The following is a 14,403-nucleotide window of genomic DNA, read 5'->3' as shown; positions in this document are numbered from 1 at the left end:
TCGCGGCCGGTCCCCATCGGCCGGCGACACACAGCCACGCGTTGCTCGGGAGGAGTCGCGAACCGGCAGCGGGCCGTTACCCGGCTTCAGGAAGTGATGGTCGGCAGCTCGGGCGCCGCGACGTCGTAGACCTTGCCCTCTTGCGTGAGCAGCGCCGCCAGGACCTTCGCCTTGCGGTCCGTCTGCTCCGCCGTGCCCCAGCGGACGATCTTTCCGCTCGAAAGAGTGAACTCCACGCTCGCCGGGGTCTTCGCCGTCGCCGTCGTGACCTGCTTCAGCAGCTGTTCCGGGATCACGCCCAGCACCGCCGTCACCGCTCGCGTCACCGGGTCGTCCGCCGAGACCTTCGGCAGGCGCAGTTCCGGCAACCCCGCGGGGCGGCCCGGGACCGTCTTGAAGACCACTCCGCCGCCGTCGACCAGGTGTACTCCGTCGCCGCCCGGGCCGCTGTCGAAGAACGCTATCGCCGTTCGCTCCGTCACCTGGATCTCGACCGTGTTCGGCCACGAGCGCGACACCTCGACCGTCGCGATGCCCGGCATCCCGGCCACCCGGTCGCGGATCTCGTCGGTGCTCAGCCGCAGCATCGGCTTGTCCGCCGGCACCGCCGCCACCGCGCGGATCCGGTCGGCAGGCACCGTGCGCGCCCCGCTGACCGCGACGTCCTTCACCCCCAGCATCGAGCTGAAGAACAGCAGGTAGACGCCCGCGACGACGGTCAGCACGGTCAGCAGCGCGACCCAGCGGCGCCGGATTTCCGCCTGCCGGGTGGGCCGGGTGCGCGGGCTCGGCCGCGAGGTGCGGGCCCGGGTCCGGCGGCGCTCCTCTTCGGAGCGCCGCCCGCGCCGTTCCCGCGCCAAGGCGGCACGATCCCGTTCGTCCTCTTCGGACGGACGGCGGCGTTCCCTGGTCGGACTCATGGGCTCAGCGCTTGTCCAGCTCGGCGAGGATCTCCGGGCCCAGCTGCGTCACGTCCCCGGCGCCCATGGTGACGACCAGGTCGCCGCCGCGGACCAGCCCGGCGGCCAGGCCGGCAGCGACGTCGAACGCGGGCTCGTAGTGCACCGGCACGGTGACGCGGTCGGCGATGAGCGCGCCGGTCACGCCCGGCTCCGGCTCTTCGCGGGCACCGTACACGTCCAGGACGACGACCTCGTCGGCCTGCGACAGCGCCTCGGCGAACTCCGTCGCGAACAGCTTGGTCCGCGAGTACAGGTGCGGCTGGAACACGACGACGACCCGGCCGGACCCGGCCGCCGTCCGCGCCGCGCGCAGCTGCGCGGAGACCTCGGTCGGGTGGTGGGCGTAGTCGTCGTAGACGCGGACGTCGCCGGCCCGGCCCTTGAACTCGAACCGCCGCCGCACCCCGCCGAACGCCGCGAGGCCCGCGACCATCCCGTCGACCGGCGCGCCGAGCTCGAGCCCGGCCAGCAGTGCCGCGACCGCGTTCAGCGCCATGTGGTCGCCCGGCACCGCGACCGTGACGTCGATCAGCTTGGTCTTCAGCGAGACCCGCACGACCCCGCCGTCCGGCCGCGGCTCGTAGGACATGATCTTGGCGTCGTCGGGTCCGCTGACCCGGTAGCCGTACCGCTGCACCCGGATTCCGCGCTTCGCGGCGGCGTCGCCCAGCGCGTCGGCCCCCTCGTCGTCGGCGCAGACGATCAGCAGGCCGTCCGGGTCGAGCCGGTCGACGAAGTCGGTGAACACCTTGGTGTAGGCCTCGGCGGTCCCGTGGTGGTCCAGGTGGTCCGGCTCGACGTTCGTCACGACCGCCACCGACGGCGAGTAGGTCAGGAACGAGCCGTCGCTCTCGTCGGCCTCGGCGACGAAGATGCCGCCTTCGCCGTGGTGGGCGTTGGCCCCGGACTCGTTGAGGTCGCCGCCGATGGCGAACGACGGGTCGAGCCGGCAGTGCTGCAGCGCCACCGTGAGCATGGACGTCGTCGACGTCTTGCCGTGCGTGCCCGCGATGCAGGCGACGCGGTGGCCCGCCATCAGCCCGGCCAGCGCCTCCGCCCGGTGCAGGACCGGGATCCCGGCGGCGCGCGCGGCGGCCAGCTCCGGGTTGGTCTCCTTGATCGCCGTCGAGACGACCACGGCCGACGGCGGCTCCGGAAGCGCCGAAATGTTCGACGCGGCCTGGCCGACGAACAGCTCGGCGCCCTGGGCGCGCAGCGACAGCAGCGCGCGCGACTCCTTCGCGTCCGAGCCCGACACGAAGGCTCCGCGGGCCAGCAGGATCCGCGCGACGCCGGACATCCCGGCGCCGCCGATCCCGATCAGGTGCGCCCGGCGCAGCCCTGCGGGCAACTCAAGCTGTGCCTGCTCAACCACGGGCTGCCTCCAGGACGATGCGGGCGAGGGTCTCGTCGGCCTCGCGGTGGCCCATGCCGACCGCCGCCGCGCTCATCTTGGCGACCCGGTCGGCGTCGGTGACCAGCGGGACGACCAGGTCGGCGACCTTGGCCGGGGTGAGGTCGGCGTCGGCGACCATCAGCGCCGCCCCGGCGTCGACGGCCGGGCGGGCGTTGGTGGCCTGCTCGCCGTTGCCGTGCGGCAGCGGGACGAACACCGCGGGCAGCCCGACCGCGGTCACCTCGGCGACCGTCATCGCGCCCGAGCGGCAGACCGCGACGTCGGCGGCCGCGTAGGCCAGGTCCATCCGCTCCAGGTACGGCACCGGCACGTACGCCGGCTTGCCCGGGAACTCCTGCACGACCAGCGTGTTCTTCGGGCCGTGCGCGTGCAGCACGCCGACCCCGGCGTCGGCGAGGTCCTTCGCCGCGCCGGACACCGCCCCGTTGATCGACTGCGCGCCCTGCGACCCGCCGAACACCAGCAGCGTCGGCGCCTCCGGGTCCAGCCCGAAGTGCTCGCGGGCCTCGGCGCGCAGCGCGGCCCGGTCCAGCGACGTGATCGACTGTCGCAGCGGGATGCCGACGACCTCGGCCTTCGGCAGCGGCGTCCCCGGGACGGCGACCGCGACGCGACGCGCGAACCGCGCCCCGACCTTGTTCGCCAGGCCCGGCGACTGGTTGGCCTCGTGCACGACGATCGGGACCCGCCCGCGCGCGGCGAGGTAGGCCGGGAGGGCGACATAACCGCCGAAGCCGACGACGACGTCCGCGCCGACCCGCTCCAGCACCTCGCGGGTCCGGCGCACCGAGTCCCGGACCTTCAGGGGCAGCCGCAGCAGCTCCGGGGTCGGCTTGCGCGGCAGCGGCACCGGCGGGATCAGCTCCAGCTCGTACCCGCGGGCCGGGACCAGCTTGTTCTCCAGGCCGCGCTCGGTGCCCAGCGCCACGACCGTCGCGTCCGGGCGCAGCCGCTTGACGGCGTCGGCCAGGGCGAGGGCGGGTTCGATGTGTCCTGCGGTGCCACCTCCGGCGACCACGACCACCGGACCTCTGCCCGCGGCGGCTCGCTCGGCTCCCTTGACGGGGTTACTCACCAATGACCTCTCCGGTTCGCGGTACTCCGGGTACCACGGCTCGCTGTTGTCCGCGCGGCCCCGCGAGGCGTGGCCGCGCTCGTCCGTGCCGCGCTGCGGCGCACCGGTTCGCGGACCGACCTGCGTCGTTCCTGCGCCGGGGCGGGCCGCGCCGCACGGGGCGCCGGCCTGGCCGCCTTCGCCCCACTGCGCCCCGCCGCCTTGCGGGTGGCGGGCGGGCGGTACGGGTCGGGCGGGGGCAGCCGCAGCAGGCGTCCGAATTTACCCGGCCCCTGTGTGCGCAGCGCGGCCACCGCCTCCGGTTCGTGCCGGGCGGCGTTAGCGAGGACGCCCATGATGAGCATCGTGATCACCAGCGACGTCCCGCCGTAGGAGATCAGCGGCAGCGTGACCCCGGTGACCGGCAGCAGCCCGACGACGTAGCCGATGTTGATGCCGGCCTGCGCCACGAGGAACACCGTGAGCGTCCCGGAGACGATCCGGATCCACGGGTCGATGTTGCGCGTGGCGATCCGCAGGCCCACGATCGCGACCCCGGCGAACAGCGCGAGCACGACGACGCAGCCGATCAGCCCGAGCTCCTCGCCGATGAGGGCGAAGATGAAGTCGTTCTGCACGTTCGGCAGGTAGCCCCAGTTGGAGGCGCCCTGGCCGAGGCCCTTGCCGAAGAACCCGCCGTCGGCCAGCGCCAGTTTCGCCTGGTTGGCCTGGAAGCCTTCGGCGCTGGTGTCGGCGTCCGGGGACAGGAACGACATGACCCGGGCCAGCCGGTAGGGCGCGATCAGGGCGAGCACGAGCACGCCGGCCAGGCCCCCGGCCAGGATCACGCCGAACAGGCGTTTCGGGGCCCCGGCGAACCACAGCAGGGCCAGCAGGACGACGGCGAGGGTGACCGTGCCGCCGAGGTCGGGCTGCAGCATGACCAGGGCGAACATCAGCAGCGCGATCGGCACCACCGGCACCAGCAGGTGCCGCCACTGGTGGATCACGTTGTACTTGATCACCAGGATGTGGGCGCCCCAGAAGGCCAGCGCGACCTTCGCGGCCTCGACCGGCTGGAAGGTGAACTCGCCGATCTTGAACCAGCCCTGCGAGCCGTTGACCGTCGAGCCGAGCGGGGTGAGCACCAGCACCAGCAGGCCGAGGCAGAGCACCGTGACCGTGGCCGACATCCGCCGGATCCGTTCGAGCTTCACCCGCAGGCCCAGCCAGAACACGACCGAGCCGATGGCGACGAACACCAGGTGCTTGACGAACAGCGAGTACACGCCGCTGCCGGTCTTCGGGTTGTAGGACGCCACCGAGGAGGCCGAGAGCACCATGACGATGCCGATGACGGTGAGCACGCCGGTGAGGGCGAGCACGAGGTGGAAGGACGCCAGCGGCCGCGAGAGCCACGCGGTCAGCGCGGTCCGGAAGGCGACGAAGCCGCTCTCCTTGCGCTCGCGGCGCGGCCGCTTCGGGGGTACGCCGGGCTTGGGCTCAGCTGTGGTCGTCACTCGGCTCCCCCGCTGCGTCGTCGCGGAGGACATGCACGGCGCGGGCGAACGCGTCGCCGCGTTCGCCGTAGCTCGAGAACATGTCCAACGACGCCGCGGCGGGTGCCAGGAGCACCACGTCACCGGGCCGGGCCATCGCGCTGGCCGCACTCACCGCCGCAGTCATGGGTTCATCGTCACCCGGACGGAGGCTGTTCACCGGGACATCCGGCGCGTGTCGCGCAACAGCGGCGGCGATCACGGGTGAATCGACGCCGAGGAGGACGACGCCACGCAGGCGGCCGGCGATGCTGCGCACCAGCTCGTCGACGGAGGCGCCCTTGAGCTGGCCGCCGGCGATCCAGACGATGGACTCGTGGGCGCGCAGCGATCCGGCGGCCGCGTGCGGGTTGGTCGCCTTCGAGTCGTCGATGTAGCGGATCCCGCCGATCTCGGCCACCTCGACCGCCCGGTGCGGCGCCGGCTGGTACTCCCGCAGGCCCTTCAGCACCGCCTCCGGCGAGACGCCGTGGGCGCGGGCCAGCGCGGCCGCGGCGAGCGCGTTGGCGACGTTGTGCGGGCCCGCCGGGCGGACGTCGGCCAGCGTGGCCAGCTCCTCGGCGCTGGTCGCCGGCTCGGCGACGAAGGCCCGGTCGACCAGCAGGTCCTCGACCAGGCCCAGCTCGCCGGCGCGCGGGGTGTCGAGCTGGAAGCCGACGCGGCGGGCGTCCGGCCGTGCGTGCTCCTCGGCGATCCGCGTGGACCACTCGTCGTCGGCGTTGTGCACGGCGACCTTGGCCCGCGTGTAGACGCGGCCCTTCGCGGCCGCGTACTCCTCCATCGAGCCGTGCCAGTCGATGTGGTCTTCGGCCAGGTTGAGCACGACGGCGGCGTCCGGGGCCAGCGTCGAGGACCAGTGCAGCTGGAAGCTCGACAGCTCCACGGCCAGCACGTCGTAACCCGCGCGGACCGCGTCGAGGGCCGCGTACCCGATGTTCCCGCAGGCCACGGCGTTCGAGCCGGCCGCCTTGAGGATCGACTCGAGCATGCCGACGGTGGTCGTCTTGCCGTTGGTGCCGGTGACCACGAGCCACGCCGGGGGGTGCTCGCGCAGCTGCCCGACCCGCCAGGCCAGCTCGACGTCGCCGATCACCTCGATCCCGGCTTCGGCGGCGGCCACCAGCAGCGGCGACGTCGGCCGCCAGCCCGGGCTGGTGACGACCAGGACGACGTCCGAAGGCGGCTCGGTCAGGCCCGGCACCAGCTCGGCGCCCAGGCCGTCCAGCTCGGCGAGCCGCTCGGCGTTGCCGTCGGTGACCGTGACGCGGGCACCCAGCTCGACCAGCACCGGGACCACCGACTTCCCGGTGACCCCGGCCCCGGCGACGAGAACGTGACGACCGGAGATCTCCAAGGTCAGCCCCCGAAACCGAGCTGCTCGCTGTAGAACAGGCCGAGACCGAACATGCAGCAGATCGCCGACAGCAGCCAGAACCGGATGATCACCGTGGTTTCCGCCCACCCGGCGAGTTCGAAGTGGTGGTGGAAGGGCGCCATCCGGAACAGCCGGCGCCGGGTCGTCCGGAACACCGCGATCTGCGCCACCACCGAGATCATCTCGACCATGAACAGGCCGCCGATGACGATGGCGAGCAGCTCGGTGCGGGTGGTCATGGACAGGCCGGCGACCAGGCCGCCGAGGGCCAGCGAGCCGGTGTCGCCCATGAAGATCTTCGCCGGGGCCGCGTTCCACCAGAGGAACCCGACGCAGGCGCCGGTCGCGGCGGCGGCGACCACCGCCAGGTCGAGCGGGTCACGGACGTCGTAGCAGGCCGGTGCCGGGCCGTTGGCGCAGTTGAGCCGCTCCTGCCAGAACGCGATGACGACGTAGGTCGCCAGCACCATCGCCGCCGAGCCGCCCGCCAGGCCGTCGAGGCCGTCGGTGAAGTTCACCGCGTTCGACCAGCCGGAGATGACGATGTAGCAGAAGATCACGAAGAACACCGCGGGGAAGGTGATCAGCGCGAGGTCGCGGACGTAGGAGAGGCTCTCCGACGCCGGCGTGATCCCGCGGGAGTCCGCGAAGTTGAGCGCCAGCACGGCGAACGCGACCGTGACCACCAGCTGCCCGACCAGCTTCGCGGTCTTGTTCAGCCCCAGGTTGCGCTGCTTGCGGATCTTGATGAAGTCGTCGAGGAACCCGACGATCCCCAGGCCCACCGCGAGCATCAGCACGAGCAGCCCGGAGGCCGTCGGCGCGCCGCTGCGGGAGTTGAACATCCAGTTGATCAGGTGCGCGGCGAAGTACCCGACGACCATGGCGATGATGATCGCCACGCCGCCCATCGTCGGGGTACCGCGCTTGGACTTGTGTCCCTGCGGGCCTTCTTCGCGGATCTCCTGGCCGAAGCCCTGCCGGGAGAAGACCCGGATGAGGTACGGCGTGAGCAGGATGGAGATCAGCAGGCCCGCCGCGGCCGCGATCAGGATGCTGATCACGCGTCACCACCGTTCGAGCGTTCTTCGGAGTTGGCCGGGGAGGTGTCCCGGGGTTCCAGCAGCGCCTCGGCGACCCGCCAGAGCCCGGCGGACTTGGAGGCCTTGACCAGCACCACGTCCCCGGGGCGGAGCTGATCATGCAGCAGGGCGATCGCGGCCTCGACGTCGGGTACCAGAACCGACTCCTCGCCCCAGGAGCCCTCCTGGAACGCCCCCTGGTGCATGGCCGCCGCCTCGGGGCCGATCACCACGAGCTTGGCGATGTTGAGCCGGACGACGAGCCTGCCGATCTCGTCGTGGGCGTTGACCGCGTCCGCGCCGAGCTCGCCCATCACGCCGAGCACGGCCCAGGACCGGCGCCCGGACTCCCGCGTCATCGCCGCGAGGGCCTTCAACCCGGCCCGCATCGACTCGGGGTTGGCGTTGAAGGAGTCGTTGAGGATCGTGACGCCGTCGGGCCGGGTGACGACCTCCATGCGCCGCGCGGAGCGCCGCTCGGCCGCCGACAGGCGCGCGGCGATCTCCTCCGGCGTCGAGCCCAGCTCCAGGGCGACCGCGGCGGCGGCGAGGGCGTTGCTCACGTGGTGCTCGCCGTGCAGCGGCAGCGACACGTCGGCCTCGCCGGCCGGGGTGTGCAGCCGGAAGGACGCGCGGGCCTGGTCGTCGAGCGTGATGCCGCTGGCCCGGACCTGGGCGGACGCGCTCTCGCCGAAGTAGACCACGCGGGCCTTCGTGCGGCTCGCCATGGCGCTGACCAGCGGGTCGTCGGCGTTGAGGATGGCGACGCCGTCCGCGGGCAGGGCCTCGACCAGTTCGCCCTTGGTCTTCGCGATGCCCTCGCGCGAACCGAACTCGCCGACGTGCGCGCTGCCGACGTTGAGCACCGCGCCGATCTTCGGCGGAGCGATCTCGGCGAGGTGGGCGATGTGCCCTGGCCCGCGCGCGGACAGCTCCAGCACCAGGTGCCGGGTCTCGGCGTCGGCCCGCAACGCCGTCCACGGGTGGCCCAGCTCGTTGTTGAACGACCCGGGCGGCGCGACCGTCGGGCCCAGCGGCTCCAGCAGCTGCGCGATCAGGTCCTTCGTCGACGTCTTGCCGGACGAGCCGGTGACGCCCACGACCGTCAGGTTGCCCTCGGCCAGGCGCTGCACGACGAACCGGGCGAGCTTGGCCAGCGCCGCGAGCACCGCCGCGCCGGAGCCGTCCTTGTCGCCGGTCAGCGCGACCGACCGCGCGTGGGCCTCGCCCGGGGCGAGCGGCGGGACGACGATCGCGGGCGCGTCGACGTCGCGGGCGGCCAGCACGGCCACCGCGCCGGCTTCGACGGCCTGCGCGGCGAAGTCGTGGCCGTCGACCTTCTCGCCGGGCAGCGCGGCGAACAGGCCGCCGGGCGTGAGCTTCCGGGTGTCGAACTCCACGGTGCCGGTCACCTGCGCGCCCGGTTCGGCGCGGTGCAGCCGTCCGCCGACGACGTCGGCGATCTCGGCCAGGCTGAGCACGATCACACACTCACCTCGAGTTTGTTGCGGATGGCCGCGGCCAGCTCGTCGCGGTCGGAGAACGGGTGCACGACGCCGCCGGCCTCCTGGCCGGACTCGTGTCCCTTGCCGGCGACGAAGACGATGTCGCCCGGCTCGGCGAGCGCGACGGCGTGCTCGATGGCTTCCCGGCGGTCGCCGATCTCGATGACCTCGCCGCCCTCGGCGGGCCCGACCGCGCGGGCGCCGGCGAGCATCGCGGCGCGGATCGCCGCGGGGTCTTCGGAGCGCGGGTTGTCGTCGGTGACGATCAGGACGTCGCTGCGGCGGGCCGCCGCCTCGCCCATCATCGGGCGCTTCGCCGTGTCGCGGTCGCCGCCGCAGCCCAGGACGGTGATGATCCGGCCCTCGGCGCGGGCCCGCAGCGCGTCCAGGCCCTGGGCGACCGCGGCGGGCTTGTGGGCGTAGTCGACGACGGCGGTGAACGCCTGCCCGACGTAGACGCGCTCCATCCGGCCCGGCACCTGCACCTCGGCGAGGCCGGTGACGATGTGCTCGAGGCTCACGCCCGCGGTGCTGAGGATCGCGGCCGCGAGCACGGCGTTGGCGACGTTGAACTCGCCCGGCAGGGGGATCCGGGCGCGGGCGCTGACGCCGTCCGGGCCGTGCAGCGTGAACGTCTGCTCGCCGTTCGCGGTGGCTTCGAGGTCGGTGGCCTTCCACGCGGCCTCGGTGCCTGGGTCCGTGGACACCGTGACCGTCTGCGGCGTGAGCAGGGCCTGGCCCCACGCGCTGTCGACCACGACGACCTCGGTGGTCGCGCGGCCGTCGAACAGCAGCGACTTCGCGGCGAAGTACTCCTGCATGTCCTTGTGGAAGTCCAGGTGGTCCTGGGAGAGGTTGGTGAACGCGCCGACCGCGAACCGGGTGCCGTTGACCCGGCCCAGCGCCAGCGCGTGGCTGGAGACCTCCATCGGCACGTGCGTGACGCCGCGTTCGAGCATGACCGCCAGCAGCGCCTGCAGGTCCGGCGCCTCGGGCGTGGTGAACCCGCTGACCAGGCGTTCGCCGGCGATCCGGGTCTCGACCGTGCCGATCAGCCCGGTGGTCAGCCCGGCCGCCTGCAGCCCGGCGTCGACCAGGTACGACGTCGTGGTCTTGCCGGAGGTGCCGGTGACGCCGAGGACCGACAGCCGCAGCGACGGCTCGCCGTAGATCCAGGCGGCGATCTCGCCGAGGGCGGCACGCGGGTCGGCGTGCACGAGGATCGGGACACCGGCGTCGCGCAGCGCGGGCCGCTCGGCGCCCTCGGCGTCGGTGAGGACCGCGACGGCGCCGGCCGCGACGGCCTGGTCGCTGAAGTCCGCGCCGTGCGCGCGGGCGCCGGGCAGGGCGGCGAAGAGGTCGCCGGGCAGCACGTGCTGGGCACGCAGCGTGGTGCCGGTGACGGTGAGGCCGGCGGCGTCGGGCGAGCCGGCGATCAGCCGCGCGTCCGCCCTGGCGAGCAGCGTCGCCAGCGGGACCGGGTCGATGCGCGCCGGGCGTGGCGGCGCGGGGACCGCTTTCACCGGGCTTTCCGGCACCTGCGAACTGGACGATGACACGGACACGGCCAAGAGGCTACCGGCGGCCGGTCCGGGGGCCCGCACGCGGTACGGCGATCGCGCGCCGCTGGGCCACATGTGCTAGGCGCCGCCGCACACCTCCTTGCGCCGCAAGCCTTTCGGGGTGCGTCGGGCCGATGTGGACGCTGCGCATGTCGAAGGCCCCTCACCGGAGTGAGGGGGCCTTGACGCATCGTGCCTATTGGATGACGAGCGGAACCTGCGGCGAGGGGCCGTCCGACAGCGGAATCTGGTACCGCTGCGTCAGGTACGAAGCGATGCTGTGGAACAGCGGGCCCGCGGAGTGGCCCACCGGCAGCGTCGTGTCGGGCGCGTCGAGCCGGATCCCCACCACGAACCGCGGGTGGTCGGCGGGCAGGATGCCGGCGAAGGTGATGTTGTACAGGTGGTCGCTGTAGGCCTTCGTCCGCGGGTCGACCTGCTGGCCGGTGCCGGTCTTGCCGGAGATCTGGTAGCCCTCGACGGCCGCGGTGGGCGCCGTGCCGCTCTGCTGGCCCTTCCCCTTCTGGGCGACCGCGCGCATCATGTCGCGCACCGTCTTCGCCGTCTGCGGGCTGACCACCTGGACGCTCTTCGGCGCCGGCTCGGGGACCGTGGTGCCGTCCGGGTTCACCTTCGCCTTGACGATCCGGGGTTCGACGCGCAGGCCGTCGTTCGCGATCGCCTGGTACATCCCGGCCATCTGCAGCACGGTCATCGACAGGCCCTGGCCGATCGGCAGGTTGCCGAACGTCGTCGCCGACCACTGGCTGCGCGCGGGCACGACCCCGGCGCTCTCGCCGGGCAGCCCGACGCCGGTGCGCTGGCCGAGACCGAACTTCTTGAGCAGGTCGGCGTAGCGCTCCTCGCCGATCTTCTGCGCCAGCAGCAGCGTGCCGATGTTGGACGACTTGGCGAAGACGCCGGTCGTGGTGAACGTCTGGGTGCCGTGGGTCCAGGCGTCGTGCACGGTCTTGTCGGCGACCTGCAGCGAGCCGGGCACCTGCAGCGTCGACTCCGGCGTCGCGATGCCGAAGTCGATCGCCCCGGTCGCGGTGACGACCTTGTTCACCGAGCCGGGTTCGAACGGCGTGGTGACCGCCGGGTTGTTGAGGTCCTCGGTGGTCCAGGTGCTCTGGTCGTTGGGGTCGAACGTCTTGTCGTTGGCCAGCGCGTAGACCTCGCCGGTCTTGGCGTCCAGGACCACCGCCTGGCCGCCCTTGGCGTGGGACTGCTGTACGTAGTCCGACAGCTGGCGCTGGACCTCGTACTGCAGGTCGGAGTCGATGGTCAGCTCGAGGTCCGAGCCGGGCACGGCGGCCTGCAGGTCGCGCTCGGTGCCCGGGATGACGACGTTGTCGCTGCCGTTCTTCGTGTTGACCAGCATCCGGCCCGGCGTGCCCGCCAGGTCGTTGTCGCGCAGCAGCTCCAGCCCGACCAGGCCGTGCAGGTTGTGCTTGGAGACGTCCGGGTCGTCGGAGCGCCAGTTCGCGGCGCCGACGATGTTCGCGGCCAGGCTGCCGCCCGGGTACTCGCGCAGCGCGCGCTTCTCGACGCCGATCCACGCGAAGTGCTTGACGATGTCGGCGGCGACCGACGGTTCGACGTTGTTCACCAGGTAGGTGAAGGACGCCTGCTTGTGGAACAGGTCCAGCAGCTGCTGCTCGCTGATCACGTCCGGCAGCTTGCCGGCGATGTACTTCGCGGCGGCGGCCGTCTCGCTGTCGAACGTCTTCGCGGTGCCCGGGTTCTTCGCGGCGAAGTCGTCCATGCTCCGGTGCAGCGCCTTGAGGTTCACCGAGAGCGTGCGGACCTCGACGCTGAACGCCAGCTTCGCGCCGTTGCGGTCCACAATGGACCCGCGCTGGGCGGGGATGTCGATGGTCTGGGTGCGCTGCCGCTCGGCCGCGGCCGACAGCGCCCCGGCCTCGAACCACTGCACCTGCACCAGTTTCGCGCCCGCGACGAGCAGCACGGCGACCAGCAGCAGGCGCACGGCGGAGAACCGGGTGCGGTTGCCGCCGTTGCCGCGGCGCGCGGCCGCGCTGCGGGTCCCGGCCGCGTAGGTCCGCCGCGCGCTCCCGGCGCCGCGCGAGCGGACCTGTCCGCGGTTCGAAGCCATCACTGGCCCGTCCCCGGCTGCTGGGCGGGCGGCTGCTGCTCGTCGGCGGGCACGGCGGGCTGGTCGCCCTCGACCGGGGCGCCCTGCTGCGACTGGGTGCCCTCGGCCGGGGCGACCGGCGGCGCGGCGGCCGCCGCCGGCGGGGTGTCGGCCTTGGCCTTCTTGGGCTCGCCGACGAGCGAGGTCTTGCCGTCCGGGCCGACGACGATGCGCGCCGGGTCGCCGCCCGGCACCATGCCCAGCTGCTGGGCCGCGGGGGCCAGCGACGCGGGCGACTCGGCCTTCGCGACGTCACGCTGCAGCTGTTCCTTCTGCTCGGCCAGGCTCGCGTTGGTCGTGCGCAGCTGCTCCAGCCGGTAGGAGTCGGCGATGGCCTGCGTGGTCAGCCACAGCGTGGTCGCCACGCCGGCGGCCAGCAGCGCCATCATCATCAGCACGAAGGACGCCCGCGACTTCGGCAGCCGCAGCTTGAGCTTCGGCTTCGGCTCTCCCGGCTCCGCCTTGGGCTGCGGGCGCGGTTCACGCTCCTTCAGCAGGTCGGCGCGCTGGGCGCGGCGCGCGTAGGCCCGCTCGGCCGCGGTCGTGCGGCCACGCGAAGACCGGCGCGGCGCGGCCTTGCCCGGCTGGAGGGTCTGCGGGTCCGGCTCGGCGGGGGTCGCGGTGCGGGCGGCCTCGCTGCGGCCCCGCGTGGCCGGCGCCGTCCGGCGGCGGGACTTCGTGGGAGCGGTCATCGCGGCTCTCCGATCCTCTCTGCGGCCCGCAGCCGCACCGAAGCGGCGCGCGGGTTCCGTTCGATCTCCTCTTCGCCGGCCTTTTCGGCGCCCCGGGTCAGCAGCTTCAGCTCCGGCCCGTGGCCGGGCAGCTCGACCGGAAGCCCCTCCGGGGTGCGGGACTTGGCGAGCTCGGCCAGCGCCTGCTTGACCAGGCGGTCTTCCAGTGACTGGTAGGACTCGACGACGATCCGGCCGTGCATCGCGAGCGCGCCCAGCGCGGCGGGCATCGCCCGGCGGAGCACCTCCAGCTCGCCGTTGACCTCGATCCGCAGCGCCTGGAACGTGCGCTTGGCCGGGTGGCCGCCGGTGCGCCGGGTGGCGGCCGGCACCGCGTCGTAGAGCAGCTCGACCAGGCGCCCGCTGCGGGTGAAGGGCTCTTTCTCGCGCGCGGCCACGATCGCCTTGACGATCCGCTGCGCGAACCGTTCCTCGCCGTAGTCCCGCAGGATGCGGACCAGTTCGCCGGGCGGGTAGGTGTTGAGCACGTCGGCGGCGGTGAACCCGGTGGTGGGGTCCATCCGCATGTCCAGCGGCGAGTCCTTGGCGTAGGCGAACCCGCGCTCGGCGCGGTCCAGCTGCATCGACGAGACGCCGAGGTCGAACAGGATGCCGTCGGCCTTGGCGATGCCGAGCCCGGCGAGGGCCTCGGGCAGCCCGTCGTAGACCGTGTGCACGAAGTCGACGCGGTCGCCGTGGCGGGCGAGCCGTTCGGCCGACTTCTCGAGCGCGGCGGGGTCGCGGTCCAGCGCGACCAGACGCAGCCGCGGGAACGCCTCGAGGAGGGCGTCGGAATGCCCGCCGAGGCCGACGGTGGCGTCGACGAGGACGCCGTCGCGGTCGGCGAACACGGGAGTGAACAGCTCGACGATCCGGTCCAGCAGTACCGGGACGTGCTCGGGTGCCGTCATGCGTTCCCTCCCCCTTTCTCGCGCCGGGCGGCCCGGGGGAAAGACGGCGGATGCCGTCAGGTCCCTGTCCGCCCGCTGCGGACCTGG

General features: G+C 73.0%; 11 protein-coding genes. All 11 read right to left on the bottom strand.

The window, feature by feature from the left end:
• Positions 1–86: 86 nt before the first annotated feature.
• The 11 genes from BT341_RS20515 to rsmH all read right to left on the bottom strand — a co-directional run bounded on the left by BT341_RS20515 (position 87) and on the right by rsmH (position 14,316).
• Complete coding sequence (locus tag BT341_RS20515; protein WP_072477832.1) at positions 87–920, bottom strand: cell division protein FtsQ/DivIB; 834 nt, start codon at positions 918–920, stop codon at positions 87–89.
• Positions 921–924: 4 nt separating this feature from the next.
• On the bottom strand, positions 925–2,337 hold the full coding sequence (murC, locus tag BT341_RS20510) for a UDP-N-acetylmuramate--L-alanine ligase (protein WP_072477831.1): 1,413 nt from the start codon (positions 2,335–2,337) through the stop codon (positions 925–927).
• Entirely contained in the window at positions 2,330–3,454 is a 1,125-nt protein-coding gene (gene murG / locus BT341_RS20505) for an undecaprenyldiphospho-muramoylpentapeptide beta-N-acetylglucosaminyltransferase (RefSeq protein WP_072477830.1), read from the bottom strand. Before murG ends, murC begins: the two co-directional genes overlap by 8 nt.
• A complete protein-coding gene (gene ftsW / locus BT341_RS20500) occupies positions 3,451–4,986 on the bottom strand; it encodes a putative lipid II flippase FtsW (protein ID WP_084742945.1) in 1,536 nt (511 codons plus the stop codon). Before ftsW ends, murG begins: the two co-directional genes overlap by 4 nt.
• Positions 4,937–6,346, bottom strand: a complete 1,410-nt coding sequence (gene murD, locus BT341_RS20495; protein ID WP_072477828.1) for a UDP-N-acetylmuramoyl-L-alanine--D-glutamate ligase — start codon at positions 6,344–6,346, stop codon at positions 4,937–4,939. The genes ftsW and murD overlap by 50 nt, the downstream gene beginning before the upstream one ends.
• 2 nt (positions 6,347–6,348) lie before the next feature.
• The gene (mraY, locus tag BT341_RS20490) at positions 6,349–7,431 is read right to left on the bottom strand and encodes a phospho-N-acetylmuramoyl-pentapeptide-transferase (protein WP_072477827.1); all 1,083 of its coding nucleotides are present in this window, start codon (positions 7,429–7,431) and stop codon (positions 6,349–6,351) included.
• Positions 7,428–8,936, bottom strand: coding sequence for a UDP-N-acetylmuramoyl-tripeptide--D-alanyl-D-alanine ligase (locus BT341_RS20485; protein WP_072477826.1), 1,509 nt, complete (start codon positions 8,934–8,936; stop codon positions 7,428–7,430). Before BT341_RS20485 ends, mraY begins: the two co-directional genes overlap by 4 nt.
• Positions 8,933–10,477 (bottom strand): UDP-N-acetylmuramoyl-L-alanyl-D-glutamate--2,6-diaminopimelate ligase, encoded by a 1,545-nt coding sequence (locus tag BT341_RS20480; protein ID WP_143168604.1) that lies wholly within the window; start codon positions 10,475–10,477, stop codon positions 8,933–8,935. Before BT341_RS20480 ends, BT341_RS20485 begins: the two co-directional genes overlap by 4 nt.
• 235 nt (positions 10,478–10,712) lie before the next feature.
• Positions 10,713–12,635 (bottom strand): peptidoglycan D,D-transpeptidase FtsI family protein, encoded by a 1,923-nt coding sequence (locus BT341_RS20475; RefSeq protein WP_072477825.1) that lies wholly within the window; start codon positions 12,633–12,635, stop codon positions 10,713–10,715.
• A complete protein-coding gene (gene ftsL / locus BT341_RS20470) occupies positions 12,635–13,366 on the bottom strand; it encodes a cell division protein FtsL (RefSeq protein WP_072477824.1) in 732 nt (243 codons plus the stop codon). Before ftsL ends, BT341_RS20475 begins: the two co-directional genes overlap by 1 nt.
• Complete coding sequence (gene rsmH / locus BT341_RS20465) at positions 13,363–14,316, bottom strand: 16S rRNA (cytosine(1402)-N(4))-methyltransferase RsmH (RefSeq protein ID WP_072477823.1); 954 nt, start codon at positions 14,314–14,316, stop codon at positions 13,363–13,365. Before rsmH ends, ftsL begins: the two co-directional genes overlap by 4 nt.
• Positions 14,317–14,403 lie beyond the last annotated feature (87 nt).

This window comes from Amycolatopsis australiensis (assembly GCF_900119165.1).
GTDB classification, from domain to species: Bacteria; Actinomycetota; Actinomycetes; order Mycobacteriales; family Pseudonocardiaceae; genus Amycolatopsis; species Amycolatopsis australiensis.
The sequence above is the reverse complement of the archived record's forward strand: the minus strand, read 5'-3'. Positions and strand labels throughout refer to the sequence as shown.